The sequence below is a fragment of the Thermodesulfobacterium thermophilum DSM 1276 genome (genome assembly GCF_000421605.1).
Taxonomy (GTDB): domain Bacteria; phylum Desulfobacterota; class Thermodesulfobacteria; order Thermodesulfobacteriales; family Thermodesulfobacteriaceae; genus Thermodesulfobacterium; species Thermodesulfobacterium thermophilum.
Genome location: NZ_ATXI01000004.1, coordinates 18,843 through 44,061 on the forward strand (window position 1 = coordinate 18,843; position 25,219 = coordinate 44,061).

General features: G+C 35.8%; 22 protein-coding genes. 3 read left to right on the forward strand and 19 right to left on the reverse strand.

The features are described 5' to 3' along the window. Positions 1-5 precede the first annotated feature (5 nt). The 3 genes from H529_RS0102475 to polX are packed head-to-tail and all read right to left on the reverse strand — an operon-like array spanning position 6 to position 5,047. Entirely contained in the window at positions 6-1,004 is a 999-nt protein-coding gene (locus H529_RS0102475) for a YeeE/YedE thiosulfate transporter family protein (RefSeq protein WP_022854984.1), read from the reverse strand. Positions 1,005-1,021: 17 nt separating this feature from the next. Next, entirely contained in the window at positions 1,022-3,328 is a 2,307-nt protein-coding gene (locus H529_RS0102480; RefSeq protein ID WP_022854985.1) for a hypothetical protein, read from the reverse strand. Then, entirely contained in the window at positions 3,329-5,047 is a 1,719-nt protein-coding gene (gene polX, locus H529_RS0102485; protein WP_022854986.1) for a DNA polymerase/3'-5' exonuclease PolX, read from the reverse strand. It abuts the gene before it with no gap. Between the two features lie 244 nt (positions 5,048-5,291). Between polX and H529_RS11140 the strand changes: the two genes are divergently transcribed. Continuing rightward, on the forward strand, positions 5,292-6,356 hold the full coding sequence (locus H529_RS11140; RefSeq protein WP_022854987.1) for a D-alanyl-D-alanine carboxypeptidase family protein: 1,065 nt from the start codon (positions 5,292-5,294) through the stop codon (positions 6,354-6,356). 28 nt (positions 6,357-6,384) lie between these two features. Next, on the forward strand, positions 6,385-7,692 hold the full coding sequence (locus H529_RS0102495) for a UDP-glucose dehydrogenase family protein (RefSeq protein ID WP_022854988.1): 1,308 nt from the start codon (positions 6,385-6,387) through the stop codon (positions 7,690-7,692). Here the strand turns inward: H529_RS0102495 and H529_RS0102500 are convergent. The 16 genes from H529_RS0102500 to H529_RS09880 form a co-directional block, all read right to left on the reverse strand. Further along, on the reverse strand, positions 7,687-8,334 hold the full coding sequence (locus tag H529_RS0102500; protein WP_022854989.1) for an MBL fold metallo-hydrolase: 648 nt from the start codon (positions 8,332-8,334) through the stop codon (positions 7,687-7,689). The genes H529_RS0102495 and H529_RS0102500 overlap by 6 nt on opposite strands. Next, entirely contained in the window at positions 8,331-8,873 is a 543-nt protein-coding gene (locus tag H529_RS0102505) for a shikimate kinase (protein WP_022854990.1), read from the reverse strand. Before H529_RS0102505 ends, H529_RS0102500 begins: the two co-directional genes overlap by 4 nt. Next, positions 8,866-10,149 carry a 3-phosphoshikimate 1-carboxyvinyltransferase gene (gene aroA, locus H529_RS0102510; protein WP_022854991.1) on the reverse strand — a complete coding sequence of 428 codons (1,284 nt, stop codon included), beginning with the start codon at positions 10,147-10,149 and terminating at the stop codon, positions 8,866-8,868. The genes H529_RS0102505 and aroA overlap by 8 nt, the downstream gene beginning before the upstream one ends. Continuing rightward, positions 10,149-10,973, reverse strand: coding sequence for a shikimate dehydrogenase (locus H529_RS0102515; protein ID WP_022854992.1), 825 nt, complete (start codon positions 10,971-10,973; stop codon positions 10,149-10,151). Before H529_RS0102515 ends, aroA begins: the two co-directional genes overlap by 1 nt. Positions 10,974-10,984: 11 nt before the next feature. Continuing rightward, positions 10,985-11,740, reverse strand: a complete 756-nt coding sequence (gene aroD, locus H529_RS0102520) for a type I 3-dehydroquinate dehydratase (RefSeq protein WP_022854993.1) — start codon at positions 11,738-11,740, stop codon at positions 10,985-10,987. Next, positions 11,697-12,287, reverse strand: a complete 591-nt coding sequence (locus H529_RS0102525; protein WP_022854994.1) for an IMP cyclohydrolase — start codon at positions 12,285-12,287, stop codon at positions 11,697-11,699. Before H529_RS0102525 ends, aroD begins: the two co-directional genes overlap by 44 nt. 21 nt (positions 12,288-12,308) lie before the next feature. Beyond that, on the reverse strand, positions 12,309-13,493 hold the full coding sequence (gene ahbC / locus H529_RS0102530; protein ID WP_022854995.1) for a 12,18-didecarboxysiroheme deacetylase: 1,185 nt from the start codon (positions 13,491-13,493) through the stop codon (positions 12,309-12,311). A gap of 13 nt (positions 13,494-13,506) precedes the next feature. Continuing rightward, positions 13,507-13,863, reverse strand: a complete 357-nt coding sequence (locus H529_RS09870) for a response regulator (protein WP_022854996.1) — start codon at positions 13,861-13,863, stop codon at positions 13,507-13,509. Next, positions 13,860-15,491: an AAA family ATPase gene (locus H529_RS0102540; protein WP_022854997.1), complete on the reverse strand. Its 1,632-nt coding sequence runs from the start codon at positions 15,489-15,491 to the stop codon at positions 13,860-13,862. The genes H529_RS09870 and H529_RS0102540 overlap by 4 nt, the downstream gene beginning before the upstream one ends. Before the next feature lie 379 nt (positions 15,492-15,870). Next, entirely contained in the window at positions 15,871-18,228 is a 2,358-nt protein-coding gene (gene priA, locus H529_RS09875; RefSeq protein WP_022854999.1) for a replication restart helicase PriA, read from the reverse strand. 15 nt (positions 18,229-18,243) lie between these two features. Then, positions 18,244-19,125: a UTP--glucose-1-phosphate uridylyltransferase gene (locus tag H529_RS0102555; protein ID WP_022855000.1), complete on the reverse strand. Its 882-nt coding sequence runs from the start codon at positions 19,123-19,125 to the stop codon at positions 18,244-18,246. Then, entirely contained in the window at positions 19,125-19,601 is a 477-nt protein-coding gene (locus H529_RS0102560) for a hypothetical protein (protein WP_022855001.1), read from the reverse strand. Before H529_RS0102560 ends, H529_RS0102555 begins: the two co-directional genes overlap by 1 nt. Before the next feature lie 12 nt (positions 19,602-19,613). Further along, the gene (locus H529_RS0102565) at positions 19,614-20,777 is read right to left on the reverse strand and encodes a type IV pilus twitching motility protein PilT (protein ID WP_022855002.1); all 1,164 of its coding nucleotides are present in this window, start codon (positions 20,775-20,777) and stop codon (positions 19,614-19,616) included. A gap of 7 nt (positions 20,778-20,784) precedes the next feature. Next, on the reverse strand, positions 20,785-21,876 hold the full coding sequence (locus H529_RS0102570; RefSeq protein ID WP_022855003.1) for a type IV pilus twitching motility protein PilT: 1,092 nt from the start codon (positions 21,874-21,876) through the stop codon (positions 20,785-20,787). Between the two features lie 44 nt (positions 21,877-21,920). After that, complete coding sequence (locus tag H529_RS0102575) at positions 21,921-22,355, reverse strand: NIL domain-containing protein (protein ID WP_022855004.1); 435 nt, start codon at positions 22,353-22,355, stop codon at positions 21,921-21,923. Positions 22,356-22,371: 16 nt separating this feature from the next. Further along, entirely contained in the window at positions 22,372-24,114 is a 1,743-nt protein-coding gene (locus H529_RS09880) for a YcaO-like family protein (protein ID WP_022855005.1), read from the reverse strand. A gap of 68 nt (positions 24,115-24,182) precedes the next feature. On the opposite strand from H529_RS09880, the gene mnmA reads away from it, so the two are divergent. Further along, complete coding sequence (gene mnmA / locus H529_RS0102585) at positions 24,183-25,199, forward strand: tRNA 2-thiouridine(34) synthase MnmA (protein WP_022855006.1); 1,017 nt, start codon at positions 24,183-24,185, stop codon at positions 25,197-25,199. Positions 25,200-25,219: the final 20 nt, after the last annotated feature.

Here is a 25,219-nt window from a genome sequence, read left to right on the forward strand (position 1 = left end):
CCACTTCAAATATAATAACGCTTTAACAACTTTTTGGTTTTGCTGTTCCACCAACTAAAAGTCAACCAGAAACCTAACACCACCAATGAGATTAAAAGAGCCCCTGAATAACCAAAATAATCTGGCAGATAAATGTTTAGATCTTTTAGTGGTCCTTGTAAGAAAGAAAGAGAGATGGTTGAGTTTAAAGCTTTATAACAGCTTAGTAAAACCCCTAAGGTAATGAAAGACTTAAGATCTCCCTCTCCTGATTTTGCAAAGAGACTTGCTCCACAAGAGCCTGCTAACAACATACCTAATCCAAAGATTATCCCCCCGACAAGACCTAAGATTCCAAAATTTGGTAAAACATAGGTATAGGGTTCTAATACCTGGTAAAATTTGAGTCCCCATATACCTAAAACCGCTAATCCTAACGTTAAAACCACAGCTTGGGTATTGATGTTTTTTTCTGAAAAGAAGGGTTCTTTTAGCGTATTCACCATACACCAGTTGCTTTTTTGTAGAACCATTCCTATAGCTGCCCAAAAAACAAGATCCCAGGATTTAAAACACAACCAAACCAAAACCCCAAGGCTTAGTAAAGCCAGCAGAGGATTTAACTTGGTAAATCTTATTTGTATCGCTCTAACCTGTTGCTTTTTTTCTAACTCTTTTAGCTGATATTTTATCCCTATAAAACCCCCTATCCACAAACCAACCAGTACCACCAAAGAACCTGCGGAAAGGTTAACAAAGGGCATTACAAAAGAGGTAATGTTGTCTCCTGTCGCTAAAAAAGCCCCTATACCCATTAAAATACCTGCCATAAAACTTTTTATCAGTTCTTGATTAGATGGAATTCTTAATCCACACTCTTTAAAAAGATTGGCAGAAAAAAATGCTCCTAACCAAAGAACAAATAAATTAAAAAAAGGTTGGTTAGTAATACCCCAGGGAGCACCAAAATATTCTCCCAAAACCAACAAGAGAGCTAATAAAATACCTCCTACCCTTACATCCATAAAAACCCTCCCTCTTTCTAAAATTTAGCCACAAACCGTTGATAAAACGCAAATTTTTCTTTAAGTGTTTCAGGTTGAGCCTTTAGCCAGTCCTCAAAAAAACCTTGAAAAATTATCTTCTGGTTTTGGACCTCTGTTAAAAAATCAGCTAAAAACACAGCCAACGGGTTTGTCTCTAAGATAATAAAAGTCACAGGTTTTGCAACCATCTTTTCTATCCACTGATAAAGCCTGTTTATATCTTCTAAATGTAGCCCTTCGAAGGGAAACTCCAAAAAAACATATTCCACCTGTTTTTTTTCAGTTAAATTTTTTATTAAAGAAAGCCTACTTTTTTCTCCTCCAGAAAGGGTCTGAACTTCTTGAGAAAGTTTTAGATACCCTAGTCCGATGTCTATTAGATGCATCAACTTTTCTTTTACCTTAGGTAGGTTTGAAAAAACCTGAAAGGCCTCTTCTATGGTAAAATCTAAAACTTCAAAAATTTTAAAACCTTTGTATTCTAAGTTTAATACCTCTAAACTTAATCTTTTACCCAAACATTCTTCACACAAAACTTCTATCGCAGTTTCTTCTTTATATATCTTTTTCCCTTTACCCTTACAACCTACACAAACTCCTTCTTTGGAAGTGAAACTAAAATGTTTTTTGCTAAGGCCTTTTACCCTTGCCGAAGGAAGTTGAACCAAAACTTCTCTTAACAAGTCCCAAAGGTTTAGATACTGGATAACCCAATCCTCTTTTTTTCTAAAAACTGAGAGATCACTGAAAACCACCTGTTTATCCTGATTGACTAAAAACTCGAAAAGTTGGTTAAACACTTTGGTTTTACCACTCCCAGGCCTTCCATAAATGAGATTTATCCGGTTAGAAAGAATCTTAACCCGACCCAAAGATAAGGAGAGATCAAGCATCTCTGCTTCTCTTGTCTTTTCTTTCTTGACAATCCTTTTTTCTCCTGAAAAATAATCTGAGGTTAAGGTGCGATTTTTTTCAAAGTATAAAGGATTAAAATCTGCTTTTACTAAGTATCCCCCTTTCTCTCCCCCCCCAACACCTAACTCGATGATAAAATCAGCTTGATAGATGAAAAAAGGATCATGTTCTACGACTAACAAAGAGTTTCCTTTTTTGACAAGATTTTTCAAAAATTCTAACACTTTAAACCGCTGTTCTACTTCAAGCCCTAAAGTAGGTTCATCAAGGATAAAAAGACAGTGAGTAAGATCTGCGGTTAAAACCTGTAAAACCTCTATCAGTTTTTTCTCCCCTACAGAAAGCTTAAACACAGGGGTGGAAGGGCTAAGATAGGCTATTCCTAAAAATTCAGCCTGTTCTAACTTATATAGCAAAAACTTTATGAAAGTTTCTAAACCTTTAATTTTAGAAAATCTTGATAAAAAATCCTTAAAAGTTTTAAGGTCTAACCTTAAGATTTCTTCTATACTAAAATCCCCTATCCTACTTTTTAAAACCTCTTCTCTTAACTTTAATCCGTTACAAGTCTCACAGGCTACCTTTTGTTTATAACCTCTACCTCCGCAGGTTTTACAATAAAACCAACCTACCGGTAGGATACTCCCGCAACGAAAACAAACAGGCCTTAAACTAAACTGAGCTTGAAGACCTTCGGTAGTTTTTAAGAAGAACCTTCCGTTACTAAGGGAAAAACTAATTCTTATGTTTTCAACCAACCTATCTCGGCCATTCCCTTCTTTAACCATCCTATCTAAAATCAAAAAAACTTCATTAAAACTTTGAGGCAGTTGTTCTTCTGAGAGGTCTATTTCTCTGTCATCTATAAGATATTTTACAAAACCCTGAGAAACTAAATATTCGATGGCTTTAGGAGTAATTTCTAAAAGTGGAACTAAAAAATAAAATTTAGTTCCTTCTTTTAAAGTTTCATACCAAGAAATAACCTGGGAGATAGAATGTACCCGGTTAAAAGCCCCACAGGAAGCACAAAAAACCTCTCCTTCAAGTAAAAATAAAACCTCTAAAACCTTAACCAATCCTAAAAACTCTCCCACAGTTTTATAGGGGAACCAATTTCTTACGCCCTGAGCTAAGGCAAAGACAGGAGGTATAGAAGAAGAAAACATAGCTTGATAAGAAGTAGTTACATAAAATTCTTTATCATAATTCAAAACTTTTAAAAGTCGACTCTTCCCTTCTTCGGCGATCGTATCTATAGCAAGGGAACTCTTTCCAGAGCCTGAAGGTCCGGTGATAACGACCAAAGAGTTTAATGGAATTTGAAGGTTAAACCCCTTGAGATTATGGGTTGAAACCTGTTGTAACTCAAGATACTCCTTTTTCACCTACGGTCTTAACCTCTTTAACCAAGATATAAGCTCTGAATAAGAAAGAGTATTTAAAACATGTCTTTTTTCACACCAACCTCTTCTTGCGGTAGCTGTCCCCAGATGTAAGTAGTCCATCTGATCTATAAAGTGTGCATCAGTACCTATGATAACAGGAACTCCCTTTTCTATGGCTGCTCTTACGTTGACATCATTTAGGTCTAACCTTTTATAATAAGCGTTTATTTCCAAAGCTTTTTGGTATTGAGCAGCTACTTCTATTACTTTGAGAAGGTTTATGGCATAAGGTTCTCTTTCTCCGATGACCCTACCTGTAGGATGGGCTATCGCATGAACTAAAGGATGTTTTAAAGCAGAGATAATCCTTTGGGTAATCATTTCTTCAGATTGCTGAAAACCTGTATGGATAGCAGCAATCACAAAGTCTATCTCTTTCAACACCTCATCAGGATAGTCTAAAGAACCATCTGAAAGTATGTCTACCTCTGCTCCAAAAATAAGTTTAACCTTTTTGGATCTTTTGTTTATTTTTTCTATTTCTCTTTTTTTCTTAAAAAGGTCTTCTACAGGCACCCCTCCCGCCACTTTTAATCCTTGAGAATGATCGCAAACTATCACCCATTCAAGCCCCATCGCTTCAGCTTTTTGAACGATTTCTGGTAAGCTTGCCGTGCCGTCACTATATTTTGAATGTACATGTCCATCTCCTTTTATTTCTTGGTACTCTACCAATTTAGGCAATCTTCCTTCAAAAGCTGCTTCTATTTCCCCGCGGTCCTCTCTAAGTTCAGGAGGTATAAAAGGAAGACCTAACACTTGATAAATCTCTTCTTCAGTCTTTCCAGCAATTTTAGTCTCACCTTTATAAACTCCATATTCATTTATTTTTAAACCTTTTTCTAAGGCAAGTTCTCTTATCCTGATGTTATGAGCCTTGGAACCTGTAAAATAAGCTAAAGCTGCCCCCCAAGAATCAGGAGCCACTACCCTTATGTCCATTTGAACACCTATTTTTAACCTAACGCTTGTTTTAGTTTCTCCAAAGGCTATTACCTCTTCCACTAAAGGTAGTTCAGTGACCTTTTTCATTACCTGCTCTGGCTTTTGAGACGTAATAAGCACATCGATGTCTTTGACAGTTTCTTTTCTTCTTCTTATACTTCCGGCTATAGCAATCTGCTCCACAGGACTTATAGTTTTAAGAGTTTGGACTATCTCTTCTGCTATAGGCAAAATCTCTCCTAAAGGTCTTCTTCCTCTTTTTTCTTTAAAAAGTTTAATTCCTTTTAGAATATTTTCTTCAGTTTTTATTCCAAAACCAGGAAGTTTAGCCAATCGATGCTCTTTACAGGCTTTTTCTAACTCGTCTAAGCTTAAAATGTTTAACTTTTCATAAAGTACTTTTACTTTTTTAGGACCAAGTCCTGGGATTTCTAAAAAAGTAAGAAGCACCGGTGGTATTTCTGACTTTAGCTCTTCATAAAGTTTTAACGTTCCTGTTTGCAAAATCTCTTTGATTTTACCTGCTAAATCTGCACCAATTCCAGGAAGTTTTTCCAACTTATTTTCTTGAGCCAGCACTTCTACATCCTGAGATAAAGACTCTATCACTTGAGCTGCCCTTTGATAAGCCCTAATCCTGTAAGGATTATCTCCCTTTATTTCTAAAAGCGCCGCTACTTTATCTAAGATATCAGCTACTTCTTTGTTTTTCATAACCAGAAACTCTAAATAATCGTAATAATATAGTAATTTATTTAAATAAACCCTGTTTCTTATTAAATTTTAACCATTCTTTGTTTTTTTTAAAGTTTTATCGTTTTTTAATATTTGACTTTTTCGGTTTTTTATAGTAATTTTAGAAAAATCTTAGAAGTTTTGACTATTTTTTTAAATCTTTTAAAATTTTTTAAGTTGTAGCGTTAAATTTAATTAAAATTTTAAAAGAAGGAGGAAACAAATGAAAAAAAACATAAAAAAATTTTTAGGATTGATTTTGTTTTTTTGCTTAATCCTCTTTGGGAAACAAGGATTGGCTGAAGACATAAACAGTTTATCTGAAATAAGTGCCATAACTGCGGTTACTTTAGATGCAACCACAGGAAAAGTTCTTTTTGCCAAAAATCCTAACCTTAAAATACCTCCTGCAAGCACGGTAAAATTAGTTACAGCAATGGTAGTTTTAGATAAGTTATCCTTAAACAAAAAAGTAACCATTTCTAAAACCGCAGCTGAAACTCCGAGTGTGGCTCCTCTTTTAAAAGAGGGGGAAGTTTACACGGTAAAAGACCTTTTGTATTTAATGCTTATGAAATCTTCCAACCAAGCTGCGGTAGCTCTGGCAGAGAAAATGGCAGGTTCTGAAGAAAACTTTACTTTTTACATGAACCGAAAAGCAAAAGAATTAGGATTAAAGAATTCTCATTTTACTTCTGCTTCCGGATTACCTGCTCCTGGACAGTATACTACTGCCTATGAACTATCCTTGATTCTTTATCATGCTCTTAAGTATCCTTTAATAAAGGAAATCATCCATACACCTACGAAAATCATATCCTCGGAAAATGGAAGGGTGCTTGTACTTAAAAACACTAACAAACTTTTAGAAGACCCAGAAGTAAAAAATTATGTGTTAGGTGGAAAAACGGGTTTTACCAGAGCTTCTAAACACTGTTTGGTAACAGCTTCTCAGGTTAACAATCATTTAATCATAACCTCTGTACTTGGAGCTCCTTCAAGAAAAAGCTTATGGCGTGATTCTAAAGAACTGATTAAGTTTAGCAGATTTGTTTTAGAAAACAAAGCAGAACCTTTATACCTTACCACGGTGGTAACCTCACAAATTCCGATGCATCATGTATCTAAAAGCAAAATTTTCAAAGCAAAATCGGTAGTTAAAAGTTCTAAAAAATCTAATAAATTCGCTAAAAAAACTTCTAAGCTAAAAACAAAGATGGCTAAAACTAAGAAAAAAAATACCAAAATAACGGTTAAGGATTCTAACACTCAAAAAAAACGTTCATAATTTAAATTACTGACTTAAGAGGTAAAAGATGCACATTACCATCATAGGGACAGGATATGTAGGGTTAGTTTCTGGTGCAGGGTTAGCAGACTTTGGTATGAAGGTTTTTTGTGTAGATAAAGACCAAAAAAAAATAAACAAATTAATAAATGGAGTTATACCTTTTTATGAGCCTGGCTTAGAAGAATTGGTAAAAAAGAACGTAAAGGCAAACCGACTGTTTTTTACTACAAACTTAGAAGAGGCAGTTAAAAATTCTTTGGTAGTCTTTATCTGTGTAGGAACGCCTCCTAATCCTGATGGTTCTGCAGACCTTTCCCAAATAAAAGAAGTAGCCCTATCTTTAGCTGAGATCATCGATGAATATAAGGTTATCGTTACCAAAAGTACGGTACCGGTAGGAACCAACAGATGGATCAAAAACTTGATAGATTCAAACAAAAAAACCTCTGTAGCTGTGGATGTAATTTCTAATCCTGAATTTTTAAGAGAAGGCTCTGCTGTAGAAGATTTTATGCATCCAGATAGGGTGGTTATCGGAGGGGAAAGTTCCTATGCCATTGCTATCATAAAAGACATTTATCGTCCTTTATATTTAGCAGAAACTCCTTTTATCATAACCAACCTTGAAACAGCTGAGCTTATCAAGTACGCAACCAACGCTTTCTTGGCTACTAAAATCTCCTTTATCAATGAAATCGCCAATTTTTGTGAAAAAGTAGGAGCTGATGTTACTACTGTAGCCAAAGGTATAGGAATAGACCCAAGAATAGGGTCTAAATTTCTAAACCCAGGGCCTGGGTTTGGAGGCTCCTGTCTACCTAAGGATGTAAAATCTCTTATCCATCAAGGAAGAAAAGTAAGTTCACCTTTTAGACTCCTTGAAGCAGTAATAGAAGTTAACGAAAAACAGAAACTAAGAGTAATAGAAAAATTAGAAAAATTTTTAGGAGACTTAAAGGATAAGACTATAGGAGTTTTAGGACTCTCTTTTAAACCTAACACAAGCGATGTCAGAGAAAGCCCTGCTTTATCTATCATTCCCGTACTTTTAGAAAAAGGAGCAAAAGTAAAGGTTTATGACCCTGTAGCTATGGAAGAGTTTAAAATAGCTGCCAAAGGACTTAACATAGAATATGCCTCTGATCCGTTAAACTGTGCTACTCAAACAGATGGGTTGGTACTTCTTACCGAATGGAATGAATTCAGGTTTTTAGACCTCTCTCAACTTAAAAAGGTAATGAAAAATCCTTTGATCATAGACATGAGAAATATTTATGAACCTTCGGTGGTAAAATCCTTAGGGTTTAGCTACGAAGGAATAGGAAGATTATAAAAGTTCTTCTAAGAAGGGATTGTTATTCTTTTCCTCTCCTATCGTAGATACAGGTTTAGATCCATAATCATGTCCTGGAAAAATAGAGGTTTCCTCAGGTAGGGTTAAGATCTTTTTTTTGATAGAGTCCATCATCTGAAAAAAATTACCCCCAGGTAAATCTGCCCTCCCCACCCCTTCCACAAACAAAGTATCTCCTGTAAACAAAACCTGTTCTTTTTGATTATAAAAACATATCGACCCAGGAGAATGTCCAGGCGTATGTATGACCTTTATTTTCTCCTTTCCAAAAACAATTTCATCACCTTCTTTTAACCTAAGGTCTGCTTTTGGATTCTCTGGAAAACCCCAGGACCTAAAAAAAGAAAAATTGTTTTTATCTTGAAAAAACCTGTCGTCTTCCTCATGCAACCCAAATGGAACGTTTAAAGCTTCCTTCAAAAAGGAAACACCTACTACATGATCAGGATGTCCGTGGGTACCTAAAATAACTTTTACCTTAATACCCAAAGTCTTAATTAACTCTAAAATTCTTGGGTCTTCTGCCCCAGGGTCTATGATAACTCCTTCTTTGGTGTCTTCACAATAGACGATATAACAGCAAACCTCAAAACTTCCTACAATTAACCTTTCTATCTTCATATAATTTCCCCTACCATATTTTGGTTTTTCAATTGTTTAAGGATTAAATCCAGTATCTCTTTTGGAGACTTTTGCTCAGTATCTATACTTAAGTCTGCAACCTCACGATAGAGCGGTTCTCGAGATTTTAAAACTTGAAGAACCTCTGAAGTTAAATCTTCAGAGGTAAGCTTAGGTCTTTCTTTTAGGGTTTTTTCATCTTTAAGCATTCTTTCTATAATGGTTTCAGGTGAGGCTTTAAGCCATACAACCAATGCTTTTGATTTTAAAGCTTTGATTTCTTGTTGATGTAAAATTCCTCCCCCACCTAAAGCAATCACTATTTCTTTTCTATCAACCAACCTAACCAAAACCTCTTTTTCAATACTCCTAAAAGTCTCCCATCCTTCAGTTTCGACTATCTCTTTTATCGTTTTCCCGGAAAGGCTTTGAACCTCTTGGTCTGTGTCTATAAAATCCCAATTTAAAGCTCTACTAAGGAGTTTACCTACGGTAGTTTTACCTACCGCCCTAAAACCTATTAATAACACCTTATCCATAAAGAGCTTCCAGATATTCCCAAAAATCAGGAAAAGATTTGGTTACACATTCAGGGTTTATTATTTTAATCTTTCCGGTCTTTAACCCTAAAAGGGCAAAGGACATAGCTATTCGGTGGTCATCATAAGTTTCTATCTCTGCGGGCTGAAAATCCTGGGTACCTTCTATCACAGCTCCGTCAGGAAGTTCTTGAGCATTAACTCCTATCTTCTGTAATTCAGTCACCATAGCTTTTATACGGTCTGTTTCTTTAAACCTAAGATGTGGAGCCCCTTTAAGGATCGTTTTGCCTTCAGCTACAGCCCCTAAAACACACATCGTAGGAAAAAGGTCTGGGGTATCCTTTAAGTCAAGTTCTACGGCCTTAGGTCTTCCTTTAAAAGCTACCCTTACACCTTTAGGATAAAGAGGTTCTACGCAAGCTCCCATCTTTTTGATAAACTCTATAAACTTAGTATCTCCTTGTTTAGAAAAATAATTATAGTTTTTGACTACTACCTCTCCTTCACCTAAAATCAAAGGTAAACCTAGAAAATATGAAGAACTTGAGGCATCAGCCTCAACTTCATACACCGATGGTTTATACCTACCAGGACTTACCTTAAAATATCTTTCTTCAGCATAAACCTCAACCCCAAACTCTTTCATAACCTCTAAGGTAATCTCTACGTAAGGACGTGAAAAAAACGGTCCTTCTATTAAAATCTCTACACCGTTAGGAAGATAAGGCCCTATTAACAATAACGAAGACACAAACTGACTACTCACATCTCCTGGTAAGACGATGCTTTCAGACCTGAGAACGTTTGATTTTACCCGTATAGGAAAATACCCTTCTTTTTCTAAACATTCGATTTTTGCGTTTAATTTTCTTAAAGCCTCTACCAAATGTTTTACCGGTCTTTCATGAAGTCTTGGCTTTCCGTAAACATCTATAAAACTTCCCTTCCCTAAACAGGCATAACTTAAGAAAAATCTTGAACCTGTACCATTATTCCCTAAATAAACCTTTACACCCGAAAGTAAAGGAGGAAAACTTCCCTTGATCTCCCAAAGTTTTTCTTCCTCAACTACTTTAACCTCTACGTTAGTAGCAACCAAAGCGTCTTTTAAAAGCAAGGTATCTTCACTTATCAAAGGATTTACCAGTTGAGACTTCCCCTCTGCTAAGGAAGCACAAATCAAAGCCCTTTGGGTTAAACTCTTAGAAGAAGGTAATTCTATCTCAATTTTTTTTAAACCTTTTAGAGGAAGTATCGGTTTAACACTTTTCATTAAGCTTGTCTCCTCTGTACTTCGGCATAAAGTTCTTTTTGAATAATAGACAAACTTTCTTGAGATAAACTTTTTTTAGTCCAAAGTCTAAGTTGCTCAATACCTTGATAAAATAACATTTGAAGGCCGTCTATGACCTTACAACCTTTTTCCTCAGCATAGGTCAAAAAAGTGGTTTTGAGGGGTGAATAAACTAAATCCATCGCAACCTTAAACCTTAAAAGTACCTCTGGTCCAACTACACTTTCTTTGGAATTTAATCCTACACTTGTGGTTTGGATGATAATCTCTCCTTCAGCCTTGTTTAACTCATCCCAAGGTTTGGGTACACCACCAAATTTTTGAGCAAGTTCAACCGCCTTTTGATAAGTCCTATTATAAATCACTATTTCTTTTGCACCAGCCTCTTTTACCGCATAAACTACCGCCTTAGCCGCTCCTCCTGCACCGATTACCACTACTTGTTTGCCTTTCAAACTTATCCCATTCTCCTCAAAAGCCTTTAATACCCCTATCCAATCTGTGTTAAAACCTAAAAGCCTCCCTTCTTCTACCACAACCGTATTTACAGCCCCTATTTCAGAAGAAGTTTTATATATTTCGTCTAAGTATTTCATAATGCGTTCTTTATAAGGAACTGTTACAGATAATCCTTGAATTCCTAAGGCTTTGATTCCTATGACTGCTTGTTCAAAGTTTTCAGGAGAGACTTCAAAAGTGCCGTAAACTGACTTAAGTCCCAAAAGTTTAAACCCTAAGTTATGAATAACCGGAGATAGAGAATGTTTAACAGGATATCCTATTACTCCATATACATCATACATTAGGCTTATCCTCAAGAAGGTTTAGGTAAATGGTCTAAAAGGTTAGAGTATATAGTTTTAGCAGTTAAAAGGTCGATTTGTCCAGGTGCTACTGCCTCTTCCTTAGAAGGTGCTACATAAGTAAAAGGTGATCCAGCAAGTAAACATAACACCCGACTTAACCTCCCGGCCTCTCCCATACCAAAGGTTACAAGCTCTATCCCTAACTCCTTGGCAAATCTTATTACGTCTAAAAGTCTTAAACTGTCTTCAAAAACCTTAGCCATGGTCACAATCTTGGCCTTTTTAACTCCTTTCTCCCCCATCTCACGTAACATCCTCTTTAGATACCCCTTTTCAGGGGTTCGGTTAAAGTTATGATAGGAAACTAAAATTTTATCATATTTATCATAAAAAGAAGTAGTTAAATTAAATTTTTCATAATATCTCTTAAAATAACGCCATTCTACATCTATCAGATAAAAAGGTTGTTGTAAGGCCCATAGAATCCAATCTATATAAGACTGAGGGGAAAGCTGTGCTTTTCCCCCTTCTCGATAAGTTCTTAAAGTAAAGATAAACCTAAAGGGATAGGAAAAAACTTTTAGAATTTCATCTCTTGAAAGATTTTCTAAACTATCAATTCTTATTTCAAAAAGGTCTGTTATTTCTGAAAATTTTTCTATCTGTTCGCAAACTTGACTAATGTTTGGTTTAGCTAAAGAAACGCAAAACATATTTATTTTATACACTAAACCTTGAAAGGTAATCAAGGATGGTTCTATCATAACGACTGGTTAAAGCAAACACCTTCTTAGCAAGCTCAAATCTGGTTTTAAGGGTGGTGTTACCATAAGTTCTTATTTCTTCAAGAACCTTTTCATAATCTTCTGGGTCTACCACTACCGTAACATATTTAAAATTTTTGGCAGAAGCCCTAAGTAAAGTAGGACCTCCTATGTCTATGTTTTCTATAGCCTCTTCTAAGTCTCCTCCTTTTTCTACCACTTTTTCAAAGGCATAAAGGTTTACCACCACCAAGTCTATAGGTTTTATCTGAAGTTTTTTGATAGTTTCTACATGCTCTGGGTTATCTCTTTTAAAAAGAATTCCTCCATGAATATGTGGATGTAACGTTTTTACTCTTCCTTCTAAGATTTCAGGGAAACCTGTAACTTCGCTAATCTCTACCACTTTAACCCCAGCTTCTCTCAAAACTTTAGCAGTACCACCTGTAGAGATGATTTCTATCCCTAAGTTTTCAAGCTCTTTAGCTAACTCCACTACTCCCTTTTTATCTGTTACGCTTATCAAAGCCCTTTCTATCTTATTCATAAATTTCTCCTTAGGTAGATTTTAAGCTATACCTATCTCTTCGTCAGTTAGATAACAAGCTGGGTCAGGGGCCCAAACATCTCCTGTTACTGCCTCTGCCCTCACCCTAAAGTTTCCGCCACATACTTTCAAAAACTTGCAAGCAGCGCATCTCCCCTTAACATGCTTCTTTTTCTCTTTAAGTTTAGCCATCAACGGATCTGATAGATCTGTCCAGATCTGACTAAAAGGTCTTTCCCTTACGTTACCAAAAGAATAGTGCCTCCAAAACTGGTCTGCATGAACCTCTCCGTCCCAGGAAATACATCCTATACCTACCCCACTATTGTTACCTCCGTTCATCTTAAGAAGTTCATAGACCTCTTCTGCCCTGGGATTTCCTTCTCTTTTCATCCTAAGATATAAATAAGGACCGTCGGCATGATTATCTACGGTTAACACCTCTACTTTATGTCCTTTATCATGCAACTCTTTGGTGCGATCTATGATGTAGTCTACCCAATATCGAGTTTCCTCATGGTCTAAATCCATATCAATCAAAGAGCTACCTCTTCCGGCATAGACTAAATGATAAAAACATATCCTTGGAATAGAAAGTTCCTCAACCAAATCAAAAACCTTAGGAATCTCTTGGGCATTAAGTTTATTGATAGTAAATCTTAAACCTACTTTTATTCCTTCTTTTTTACAATTTTCTATAGCAGAGATAACTTTGTCAAAACAGCCCTTTACTCCTCTAAACCTGTCATGCACATCTTTCCATCCGTCAAGGCTAATCCCTACGTAGGAAAGCCCTATTTTTTTAAGTTCCTTGGCTAAAGGTTCATCTATCAAAACTCCGTTGGTAGAAAGCACAGCCCTCATCCCTAACTCTACAGCCTTTCTTATCAAATCTAAAATATCTGACCTTACCAGAGGTTCTCCCCCAGAAAATAAGACCACAGGTACTCCAAATTGAGCTAAATCCTCAAGCAAAGCCATACCTTCTAAAGTGGTAAGTTCTTCTGGATGGGGCTTGTTGTCTGCCTTAGCATAACAGTGAATACACCTAAGATTACAAGCCTTAGTTACGTTCCATACTACCACTGGCTTTTTATCTGCTGAAAATTGAAGAAGATGGGATGGAAGGTTTTTCGAGTGCCTTCCATACCTTAAAGGGTCTGAAGCCTCTATGGTGCCACAATAAAGTTTAGAAATCCCTATCATTACCTTTCAACCTCTATTTTTTTATATATTTTAATACTTTGTTTAAAAATTCCTCTTCTTTAAAAGGATAAACCAAAATATCGTCACAACCACAATCCTTAGCCCTATGTTCTTCCTCTTTTAACGGAACTTTACAAACCCCGACGATAGGTATGGTTTGAGTTTCTGGGTTAGACTTTAAAAGTAAAGTCGTAGCAAATCCATCTAACAAAGGGATATCTTTTTCCAAAATAATTAACCTAGGTTTTTCCTTTTTAGCTAATTTAAGTAGGGTCTCTCCGTCTTCTATTAATTTATATCTAATTTTATGTTTTTCTAAAGCCTCTTTTAACTTCTTAAACAAATCTTCCGAAAGGGCTAAGTAAATCATATAACCATACCCTTTAATTTTTTAGAGGTTTGTTTATAAAATCTCTCTGGATTTTTAAAAGCAAGTGAGGTTATGGTAATCTCTTCTATATCCCAAAAATCTTTTAAATAAATTAGTTCATCTTTTAAACGAGACATAAGTTTTTCACAAATACTAAAAACACCCGTTTCTTTTTTTATAGCTCTTTCCATGATGAAGTCTATCGCATCATCTGAAAAGCAAATCTTTAAGTTATACCTATTTTCGAAAAATTTTTCATAATTTTTAACTTGTTGCCATACATAACAAAGTTTTTCCCATCCCTTGTTTAGTTCAATAGCCCCGTTCAAATAAAAGTCAAAAAGTAATTCAACCCTTTTAAGGGTTAACTCAAAAAAACTCTCAGATTTTAAAATACCTTTTGAATTCAGATAACGTTTAAACCTTTCTTCTTCCTCTAAAAGACACGCCCTAAAGATTTCTTTCCAACGGTCACTTTTAGGAGAGTTTAACATAGCTTGAAGGACCCCTTCAGGGTCTTTTACCATCTCTTCGGTTACCCCAAGATGTTTAAACCCTTTAGAAGGTAAGAGTCTTTCATATGGGGTTAAAACTCTCTCCAATACCATCACCAAGGCTCTGGCCCCGGTATTTTCTTTAGCACTAACTTCGGCAATTTTTCTTAAAGCTCCATCGGAAAAAGCTAAGGTTATTCCATAAACGTTAAAATCTTTTCTCTTATTTAAAACCATAGGGTTGTTAGGATTCGCAAGAATTTCAAAAAGGTCTTCCTCAGAAAGAGGATCAAATACAACAATAACAGGGAATCTCCCTACAAACTCTCTTTCAAAACCATAAACCACAAGGTCTTCTGGTGAGACAAATTTTAAATAGTTTAATTTTTGTTCTAATCTATCTTCTATTTCAGAAAGAAAACCCATCTTTTGTTTTTTTAGCCTTTTTTTAATGATATCTTCTAAACCCTGGAAAGCACCACTCGCTACAAAAAGAACATGCTTAGTGTTTAGAATTATCTTTCTTTTACGAGTTTTATCAAAAATATCTTTACGATCAAACCCAGAACCTGCCTCAGGTGGGAATTTTATCTCTACCGTTGTTTCCTCTAAAGGTTTTAACAAAGCCCTTTGTACTCCTGTACGAGAAACGTCTGGTCCTATGGTTTCTCCGGTAGAGGCTATCTTGTCTATCTCGTCTAAAAAAATCATTCCATAATGGGCTTTCTCAAGATCTCCTTCTGCTTCCCAATAAAGTTCTCTAATTAAATCTTCTATATCACCTCCCACATAACCTGTCTCGCTAAACTTGGTTGCATCCCCTTTTACAAAAGGAACTCCTATTTTCTTGGCTATTAACTTCATCATATAGGTTTTACCAACTCCAGTAGGTCCTATGATAAGAAGGTTGTTTTTCACAAAATCAAAATCTTCGTTTCTTTTTAAAACGTAATGTTTAATTTTCTGAAAGTGAGTACATATCTTGGTAGAAATAATCGCCTTGGCCTCTCTTTGTCCTACTATATATTCGTCTAAAAAACTTTCCAACTCAAGAGGTTTAAGGTCAAATTGATATACTGAAGAAAACCGCTCAGAAGACAGTTTTTCTATCTTGACTTTTGAAGTTTTTATCATATCAACTTTTATAATATATGCCTTTTTTAAAAAATGTAAACCTTACCTATAGTTTTACTTTTTAACTTTAAAAAGTTAAAACTTTATCTGCCTCTTTAACGAGTTCATAAAGATTTTAACATAAAGGATACCGGACAAGCGGAAGAAGGCTTAAGCCCATGAGCCTTTAAACATACACCTCAGACATAAAAATCTCTTTGAAAAGTGTTTATTTGTTTCATTATGTTAAACTGCTTATTAGAAAGCTTTTCAAATAAAACAGCTTTTTCTAACATAAAAACCGAAAACTCACCACTCTTTTGATAAACAATATTTGCTAAATTTCATAGCATTGTAGATAATTTCAAGATCGCTATTGGTGATTAGGTACATATATCTTTTATAAAAGGTCTTCTGGGTCTATATCATGATTTATCTTTAAACCCTTGAACATAAACCTACCCAAAAAAATTTGTAAAATTTGATTAATTTTTTTATGACTTTCTGATTTGATAAGAATATGCCACCGATAAAAACCTTTTAACTTTCTAAAAGGGCAAGGAGAAGGCCCTATTACCCAAACCCCTTCCAACCCCTCTTCCTCTACAATTTTTTCTAAAAATTCTTTGGCTTTAATGCTTCCTTGCTTAACTATTTCTTCTTTTATACCCTCTATTCTTATAACTGCTAGCCTTACAAAAGGGGGAAACAAAAAAGCCTTCCTTAAAGCTATTTCCTCTTTATAAAAACTTTCGTAGTCCTGGGTCAAGGCATACTTTATGACATAGTGTTCCTCTAAAGAGGTTTGGAAAAACACCTTACCTCTTTCAGTCTTTCTTCCAGCCCGACCTGCTGCCTGAGTAAGAAGATGGAAGCTTCTTTCTGCGGCTTTATAAGAAGGAATAAACAACCCCTCCTCTGCCCTTAAAACCCCTACTAAACTTACCTCTGGAAAGTTGTGCCCATGAACCCCCATTTGAGTTCCCACGATAATTTTCGGAATAGGCTGGTAAATTTTTTCCATGATCTTTAAAAACTTCCTTTCTGTATTGATACTATCCCTATCTAATCGTATTATCTCTACTTCTGGAAAAATCTTTCTTAACTCTTCTTCTACCCTTTCTGTTCCTGCACGATAAAACTTTAAGTTAGTCCCTTTACAAACAGGACAAACTAAAGTTTTGTTTAACTCAAAACCACAGTAATGACACAAAAGGCTGTCTTCTTCTTTATGATAAGTTAAAGGTATACCGCAATTAGGACATCCCCAAAGATGATGACAATCTTCACACCTAACCAAAGGGGCATATCCTCTCCGGTTAAGATATAAAAATACCGATTTACCTTTGGCAAGTTCCTCATCTATAGCCTTTTTTAAAGATGAAGTAATCAGCTTAAAACCTGGATGTTTTATAAGACGAACCTCTGGAAGTTGTGTATAAGGACGTTCTTTTAAAACCAAAAGTTCATACTTCCCTTCAACAGCCTTATAAAAAGTTTTTATACTTGGGGTAGCTGAACCTAAAATTACCGGTATGTTTTCTAAGTTCCCTCTTACCAAAGCAAGATCTCTCGCATTGTATTTACAGGAAAGGTTTTCCTCTTTATAAGAAGGGTCATGTTCTTCATCTACCACTATCAATCCCAATCCTTCTATAGGAGCAAAAATAGCAGACCTTGCTCCTACCACGATTTTAACCTCACCCTTAACAATTCTTTGCCACTCTCTAAATCTTTCTCCTGCTGAAAGACCACTATGAAGAATCGCTATGTCTGTTTTGAAATGTTTAAGCAACAACATTTCCATATAAGTGGTTAGCACGATCTCAGGAACCAGAACTAAGACTTTTTTTCCCTGATTTAAGACCTCCTTTATCGCCTCTAAATATATTAAAGACTTGCCACTTCCTGTAACCCCAAAAAGCAAAATAGGATAAAAACCCCCTTTATCAAGCCTTTCCTTAATCTTAAAAAAAACCTCCCTTTGTAAAGAGGTCAAACGATAATCCTCTGGAACAGACATAAACATAGAAATCTTTCTCATTTTTAAATACTCTACCCGCTCTAAAAATCCTTTTTTGATCAACTTGTTTACTTCTTTAGAAGAAAAAAGATTTTTTAAAACTTTCTCAGGAACTTCTTTTAATCTATTGACATAACGTAATATTTCTTCCTTTTCTATAAATTCTTCTGACAAATTAGGTTTTAATCTAAGAAAAGTTTCTGTAGGTATTTTTACTTCAGGAAAGTAGTACTGGATCTCTATCAATCCCTGTTTTTTCAACTTAAGTAGTTCTTTTGAGGAAAGTTTTGCCTTTCTAAGAAAAGTCTTAAATTCATATCCTTTTGTTTTTATAAGAGAAAAAACCTCAGGAAGGTCTCCTTTTTTTAAAGCCTCTTTCCCTTGATAGGTAAGAAAGATGCGTTTTTTAGGAAGACTAAAAGTCCCAGAAGGAAGGGCGATTTTGTACACCAAACCTAAAGCACATAGATAATAATTTGCTACCCATTCAAGAAAAGAAAACATCTTTGGAGGAACGATAGGTTCTTTGTCTATTACTTCTTCTACTTCTTTGTAGGTAAAAGGAGAATTTTTGATGAGGTTTTCCTCGGCTAACTCACAGTTTAGAACAATCCCTATTAACCTTGAATTTCTAAAAGGGACAATACACCTTACCCCAGGAAGGATAAACCTATCACTTAGGTAGGAAAAAGTTTGGTGTAACGGTAAAGGAAGGACTACCTCAACAAGATACATTTAAGGTTTAAATTTTTAATCTTGAAACCGTTCTTGGTAAAAATTTTTTAAAACTGCCTCAAGCTTGGGGTCTTTACAGGCGTAATGAAGGATAGTTTGAAAAAAACCCTCTTTGTTTCCTGTATCAAACCTTTTTCCTTTAAATAAATAGGCGTATACCTCGTGTCCTTCATCTATCATAAGCTGAATGGCGTCGGTAAGCTGGTATTCTCCATTGACCTTAGGTATTCTTTTAAGATAATCAAATACTATAGGACTAAATATATAACGCCCTATGATAGCAAAATTAGAAGGAGCCTCTTCGGGTTTAGGTTTTTCTACCACCTTTCTTATCTTTATAAGGTCTGTGCTTACCCTTTCCCCCTCGATAATCCCATACTTAGAAACATCTTTCCAGGTTACCTCTTCAACTCCTATAAGGCTTATTTCAGAACTCTCGGGAGATAAACTTTGATAAACCTCTAACATCTGCTTAATACAGGGGGGATCTGCATCTACCAAGTCATCTCCTAATAACACAGCAAAAGGTTCGTTTCCTACCGCCTTTTCTGCCATCAAAATAGCATGTCCTAACCCCTCAGGCACCTTTTGTCTAACTTCTATAAGATGTTTGATCTTTTCTTCTACCTCTTGTACCTTTGCTAAAAGTTCTGTCTTTCCTCTTTCTTTAAGAAAACTCCTTAAGTTTAAATCAATATCAAAATAATCTATAATCTTACCTTTACCTTGAGAAATGATAAAAACCAAGGTATTAACTCCAGACTGAATTGCTTCGTCTATCACATATTCTATCGTAGGTCTTTCTATCACAGGTAAAAGCTCCTTAGGGACTACTTTAGTAATCGGAAGCATCCTTGTCCCAAGTCCTGCTACAGGTAGCACCGCTTTTTTTATCATCATACCCCTCCCTCAAGACTTTTTTCAAAAAAATATTTTTGAGTTTTCTTAAAATGTTTATAAAGATCTTCCCAATAGGAAAGACCCTTGGTATAAATGGTTGAAAATTCTGATAAATGCTGAGGGTTTAAAACTAAATTAGCACTCCATAAAAAAGTAGTTTTTGGGTCTAAAGTTTGTACCTGAGGACTTACATATATCACCTCAAGCTCTCTTCTTAGTTCAACAGAGATTTTAAAATCTAAAAATTGTTTGATCTCATAAGCTTCTTCTAAAGAATTAACCCCTATCACTAATACCTTTAAAAGTCTGTTTTTAATCAAAAATATTAAGTCTTCCTTATCTTTAATTTCTCTTACAACATAATCTTTATTAACTTCAAACCACTCTGCTATAGGACTGAAAGAATCGGAAAGTTTCCAAAAAAAACCGACGACTAATTTTTGTAAAAATAAATCTGAAGAATCAACTCTCATAAAAAAAACCTCTTATTTTACCCCTTTGCCTCCAAGCTCTAAGTTAAGTGCCTCTTCTTCAACCCTTCTTTTTTTCTTGATAAGGTCTATTTGTCTTCCCACAACATCTTTTCTTAATGCATGATAAATAGCCAATTCTTCTTCTATAAGATTTTTTTCGTAAAGCTCTATCAGATGTTGATCAAAGGTTTGCATCCCAAAGGGTTTACCCTGGGTCATAACGTCATAAAAGGTTTTACCCTCTGATTCTCCTGTAAGGATAATTTCCTTGGTCCTTAAGTTATTGTAAAGAATATCAAACACTGGGATCCTTCCTCCTCCTATCTTAGGAAGAAGTTTTTGCCCTATCACCCATTTTAAAGAGGCTGCTAATCTTTGTCTGATAAAATTTTCTTCATCAGGAGGATAAAAACCTATAACCCTGTTTATCGTTTGGGAGGCTCCTATCGTATGCAAAGTAGAAAAAACTAAATGTCCTGTTTCAGCTGCCATAAGTGCAATATCCATAGTTTCTCTATCTCTTATTTCTCCTACTAAGATCACGTGAGGAGCTTCTCTTAGGGCTGCCCTAAGCCCCTCTGCATAAGAGCTAAAATCTGTACCTAATTCTCTTTGATTAATGGTAGCTTTAATTGGTTGATGGATATATTCTACAGGGTCCTCTAAGGTTAAAATATGGACCGGTTGAGTCTTATTTATTTCATGAAGGATAGCAGCTAAGGTAGTGGTTTTCCCCTGACCTGTAGCTCCGGTAACCAACACAATCCCAAATTTTTCCTTAGCTATTTTATAAAAAACCTCAGGGAGGCCCCATTCATCTATACCCTTAACCCTCCCTTCAAGTTTTCTCATGATGATGTTATAGTTTTTTTGACGAGAAAAGACGTTTACCCTAAAACGAGTTTCGTCATCTAAAAAATAAGAAAGGTCTGCATATCCGTCTTTTAAAAGTTTCACAAAAAGTTGAGGGTTTTCTTTTAAAAGGTTGAACGCAATGTTCTCGGTTTGATGAGGAGTTAACCTTTCTACATAAAAATCCTCTAAAAATACATTTTTCATCTTTCCATAAACCATAACCTGAAAAGGATAACCTGAAAGGATAAAAATATCAGAAATACCTGGTTCTATGTTAGCTAACTTGTAAAGTAGCTCTTTTATATCAAAATCTGTTAGCATGGATTTACTAACCCGGCATTTCGGTGAAGTCTAAAATTTCTTTGTTTTGGACAAAAGGAATAAACCTACTTTTATCAACTGCTTTGATAAAGGCCTCTTCAGGACTTATCCACTTGTTGTTAAGATATTCCATAATACAGTCATCAAGAGATATCATCCCATACTTTTTACCCATCTGAATCATCGAAGGTATTTGATGGATCTTATTTTCTCTTATAAGGTTTCTGATCGCAGGGGTAGCTATCATGATTTCCATGGCCACAATCCTACCAGGTCTGTCTATCCTTTTAAACATCGTCTGAGAGATAACTGCTCTTAAAGCCTCTGATAAAGAAACCCTTATCTGGTCTCTTTCCTCCGGAGGGAAAGCATCCACAATTCTACTTACAGTTTGAGCTGCGCTGATGGTATGAAGGGTAGCAAATACTAAATGTCCGGTTAAAGCTGCTTCAAGAGCTAAAGAAATGGTTTCTAAATCTCTCATCTCACCTATCATGATAATATCAGGGTCTTCTCTCAGAGCAGCCCTAAGGGCATTAGCAAAACTTTTGGTATGGATGCCAAGCTCTCTTTGGTTTATCAGACAATTCTTAGGTTCATGCACAAATTCTATAGGGTCTTCTATGGTAAGAATATGGTCATAACGCATTCTGTTAGCATAGTCTATGATAGCAGCTAAGGTGGTAGACTTACCTGACCCTGTAGGACCAGTAACCAACACCAAACCTCTTGGCAAAAGGGCTAACCGATTAAGGATGGAAGGAAGGCCTAACTCTTCTACGGTTTTTATCTTGTTAGGAATAAGTCTAAAGGCTGCAGCAACTCCCCTTCTTTGACGATAATAGTTAACCCTAAAACGAGCTAAACCAGGAATTTCATAACCCCAGTCTACTTCTCCTTGTTCCTCAAACCTTTTGATGATTTCTTCTGGGGCTATCTCATAGAGCATTTCTCTAAGTTCTTCATCTTCTAAAACTTTATATTTAACTCTTTGAAGATCTCCGTGAATCCTGAGTAGAGGAGGGTTACCTGCAGAAAGATGCAGGTCAGAAGCTTGGGTGTCAACCATCAATTTAAAAAAAGCGTCTAACTTTGCCATTGTCTAATAATTATGATAAATGTTACCAAAAAGTCAATAGACCCTTAAGTAAAACTTTCTACCTCTCTTTCTACATGGACCTCCATGGCTTTGGTGATACAAACTGCCACACAAAACTCACAAGCTGTGCATTTTTCAGGGTTAAACCTTATATAAAAGGTATCTTTTTCCACATAAAGAGCCCCTGTTGGACATGCAGCAGTACAATTTCCACAATGAATACATTTTTCCTCATTCTTGATGATCTGTTGTTCTAAAGATTTGACTTCAACCCCTACTTCCTTAAGATAGTTTAACCCTTCTTTTAGTCTTTCAGGTGTACCCTCTAATTCCAAGATCATGATGCCTTCTTTACCAGGGGTGATTACCGCTCTAAGAATGTTAAAAACTAAATCATAATCCTTTACCAGCCTATATACTATAGGCTGGTCTACTATCTCTGGGTTAAACTTAAGATATAAACCCTTTTTGTAGACCACCTTTACCCTCCAAGGATTAGTTTTGGTTGTTTAAAAACTTTCCACAATATTCTAATCCCATTTTAGCAACCGTCAAATCAGGATTAAGCTCTAAGGCTTTTAAGAAAAAAACCTCTGCAGTAGGTAGCTGGTTTAACGCCTTTAAACAATAGCCTACATTGGCATAGTCTATAGCTGAACCTGGATTTAAATCTATAGCTTTAAAAAAGGCATCCATGGCCAGAAAATATTCTTCTAACTTATAATAAGCCCTTCCTAAGATGTTGTAAAGCTCAGGTACCTCTTCTAAAGAAAGGCCTTGTAAAGCAGTTTCCACCGCTTTTTTATACTGTTCATCCTTTAAATAAGCATCGGCTAAATGTGTATAAAGGGCTATTTTGTCGTCGTCAAAATCGATCATTTCAAGTGCCTTTTGATAGGCTGAAATTGCTTTGGTAGTGTCTTTTAACTCTTTATAAACATTACCCAAAAAAGCCCAAAGAAAATATCTGTCTGGTACCTCTTTTATCAACTCTTCTAATATTGATTTTTGAGACTCAAGAGGAAGATAAAGGCTTAAAGTTCTTACAAACTGATAAAGATAGGAAATCTTAGTTCTTTCTCTAAAAAGTATTCCTGGAATCACCGCATAAACCGCAGGAATTTCTAAATCTGGGCGAGTTATGTCTATCAAATAGGTTTGATATTCTAACTCTTTTAGTCTATCAGCTAAGACCTCAAGTTCTTGAATATGATCTTCAGAATAAAAATTAGGAAGATCTTGCAAACTAACCTCTCCGTTGGTAGCCAATACCTGAGTAGCTTCTTCTAAGGTACGAAACTTTGGAAGCCCACTTTCTAAATATTTACCCTCGGTATCAAAATCTCCAGCCAGCTGAGCTACTTCTGTCAAGGCCCTTATTAAAGCCCTTTCTGGTGAAGTACCTGTACCAGCAGCATAAACGATTTCACTTCTGTGAGGATAGGTAGAGGGATCCATCGCCATCACCGCTATCGTTGGAGCAGGCATTCCAAAGGTCATATCTCTTATCCATACCTTTATCCCCAATCTCTCATAACAAGAAAGCAGTCTCTCTCCTTCCCCTGAAATTGAACTTCTTTTTATTTCAGCCATTGGTATACCCTTTCTCACCGAAAGAGCGTTCACATGTCTTTCTATCAACTCACAGATAGCCTGAGTAGCTGCCTCAGGATAGGTATTCCCCCCAGCAGACCCATTATATTCATAAAGCATCCAAAACCAATGAAAAGGTAGATATTTAACTTTTTTAGTAGTAACCTCTAACCCAGGAACAAACCACATAGGAGTCTTTTTTATATAACGATAGGCTATTTCTCTAACCTTATCTTGTTCGTCATCTTCTACAGACCTCAAAAATACCTCCCAGGCAAGGGCATCTTCTCCCAACTCCTCGAACGTTGTTAATCTTCCTACCTTTTCTACCGATCGATAATAAGAAAACAGAGAAAACCTTTCTACCAACTCCATAAGTGCACTTGCTTTAGCTAAAACCTCAGTAGAACCTTTACCCATCTGTTTAAAATTTCCGGTAGTTCTCTGCCCATCTATATCATAAAGACTTATATAAACAGGGATTCCAAGCCTTCCCTTATCTATCCTCTGAACTCCTTTATAAACCTTAAGCCCCAGGCTTTTAAGCCTATTTTCTACCCTCAATACCGTCTCTTCAGGAAAAGCTGCCTTGTCAGCTATTACTTTTTTAGAAGGTTGAAAAAATTTTTTTAAAAGGCCTTCCATATTCCACTCCTTTTGTTTATAATTTAAAAAATTTAATTACTTTGGTAAACTTTATTTTACCATAAAACATGAAAATCGCCATTTGTCTAAGCGGAGGAATTGATAGCGCTATTTCTGCCTATCTTTTAAAAAAACAAGGGGCCTCTTTAGTCGGAATCACCTTTAAGCTTTTTAAAAAACAAAAAGAAGTAGAAAAAGCTAAATTTATAGCCCAAACCCTTGACATACCCCATCACACCATAGACCTTACCCAGGAATTTCAAGAACAAATCATCTCTTATTTTATAAACACTTATGCCCAAGGCCAAACTCCCAATCCATGTGCTCTATGTAACGCAAAAATAAAATTTGGGAAAGTCCTTGACTGGACGTTAAAAAATTTAGAGACCGAAAAGTTAGCTACCGGACATTACGTGGATTTAGGGGAATACCAAGGAGAGCTCCTGTTAAAGAAAGCAAAAGATTCTAAAAAGGATCAATCTTACTTTTTATCTTTGATCAACAAGGATGCTTTATCTTTTCTAACATTTCCTCTAAGTGGTTACTTAAAAGAAGAAGTTAAAATGATGGCTAAAGAAGTTTTTGGGATAGAAACCTCGCAAGAATCTCAGGACGTATGTTTTTTAAAAGGAAGTTCAGTTAAAGAGTTTTTATCTATGTTTTTAAAACCTAAAAAGGGGCCTGTGGTTTATAAAGATAAAGTAGTTGGGACCCATGAAGGGATATTTTTCTATACCGTAGGGCAGAGAAAGGGCTTAAGGCTTCCGTTAGGCAAACCTCTTTATATAACCTGTTTAGACCCGCAAACTAATACCATCTTTTTAGGAGAAAAAAAAGACCTTGCAGCTAAAGGTCTTGTACTTGAGAGTCTAAATCTACACCTTCCGATCGAGAAATGGACCTCTCCTGAAGCTCAGATAAGATACCGTAGCCCTATGGCTAAGGTTAAAGAGGTAATAACTGAAGAGGGGAAAACAAAGGTTCTTTTTGAAGAGGTTGTTTTTGGTGTAACCCCTGGTCAGGTTTGTGCCTTCTATGAAAAGGGTTTTTTGTTAGGAGGGGGAATCATCATAGACAAGATATAATCTCAGGTTATAATCAACCT

What these genes read in the sequence shown, in the direction of transcription:
- H529_RS0102505 (WP_022854990.1), bottom strand. Translation starts at nt 8,873, where the DNA reads ATGGATAAGGTGTTATTAATAGGTTTTAGGGCGGTAGGTAAAACTACC.
- H529_RS0102475 (WP_022854984.1), bottom strand. Translation starts at nt 1,004, where the DNA reads ATGGATGTAAGGGTAGGAGGTATTTTATTAGCTCTCTTGTTGGTTTTG.
- H529_RS0102500 (WP_022854989.1), bottom strand. Translation starts at nt 8,334, where the DNA reads ATGAAGATAGAAAGGTTAATTGTAGGAAGTTTTGAGGTTTGCTGTTAT.
- ahbC (WP_022854995.1), bottom strand. Translation starts at nt 13,493, where the DNA reads ATGATAGGGATTTCTAAACTTTATTGTGGCACCATAGAGGCTTCAGAC.
- H529_RS0102560 (WP_022855001.1), bottom strand. Translation starts at nt 19,601, where the DNA reads ATGAGAGTTGATTCTTCAGATTTATTTTTACAAAAATTAGTCGTCGGT.
- H529_RS11140 (WP_022854987.1), top strand. Translation starts at nt 5,292, where the DNA reads ATGAAAAAAAACATAAAAAAATTTTTAGGATTGATTTTGTTTTTTTGC.
- H529_RS09880 (WP_022855005.1), bottom strand. Translation starts at nt 24,114, where the DNA reads ATGGAAGGCCTTTTAAAAAAATTTTTTCAACCTTCTAAAAAAGTAATA.
- H529_RS0102515 (WP_022854992.1), bottom strand. Translation starts at nt 10,973, where the DNA reads ATGTATGATGTATATGGAGTAATAGGATATCCTGTTAAACATTCTCTA.
- H529_RS0102525 (WP_022854994.1), bottom strand. Translation starts at nt 12,287, where the DNA reads ATGAATAAGATAGAAAGGGCTTTGATAAGCGTAACAGATAAAAAGGGA.
- H529_RS0102570 (WP_022855003.1), bottom strand. Translation starts at nt 21,876, where the DNA reads ATGGCAAAGTTAGACGCTTTTTTTAAATTGATGGTTGACACCCAAGCT.
- H529_RS0102565 (WP_022855002.1), bottom strand. Translation starts at nt 20,777, where the DNA reads ATGCTAACAGATTTTGATATAAAAGAGCTACTTTACAAGTTAGCTAAC.
- H529_RS09870 (WP_022854996.1), bottom strand. Translation starts at nt 13,863, where the DNA reads ATGATTTACTTAGCCCTTTCGGAAGATTTGTTTAAGAAGTTAAAAGAG.
- aroA (WP_022854991.1), bottom strand. Translation starts at nt 10,149, where the DNA reads ATGAAAAGTGTTAAACCGATACTTCCTCTAAAAGGTTTAAAAAAAATT.
- priA (WP_022854999.1), bottom strand. Translation starts at nt 18,228, where the DNA reads ATGTATCTTGTTGAGGTAGTCCTTCCTTTACCGTTACACCAAACTTTT.
- aroD (WP_022854993.1), bottom strand. Translation starts at nt 11,740, where the DNA reads ATGATAGAACCATCCTTGATTACCTTTCAAGGTTTAGTGTATAAAATA.
- H529_RS0102555 (WP_022855000.1), bottom strand. Translation starts at nt 19,125, where the DNA reads ATGATAAAAAAAGCGGTGCTACCTGTAGCAGGACTTGGGACAAGGATG.
- H529_RS0102495 (WP_022854988.1), top strand. Translation starts at nt 6,385, where the DNA reads ATGCACATTACCATCATAGGGACAGGATATGTAGGGTTAGTTTCTGGT.
- H529_RS0102540 (WP_022854997.1), bottom strand. Translation starts at nt 15,491, where the DNA reads ATGATAAAAACTTCAAAAGTCAAGATAGAAAAACTGTCTTCTGAGCGG.
- polX (WP_022854986.1), bottom strand. Translation starts at nt 5,047, where the DNA reads ATGAAAAACAAAGAAGTAGCTGATATCTTAGATAAAGTAGCGGCGCTT.
- mnmA (WP_022855006.1), top strand. Translation starts at nt 24,183, where the DNA reads ATGAAAATCGCCATTTGTCTAAGCGGAGGAATTGATAGCGCTATTTCT.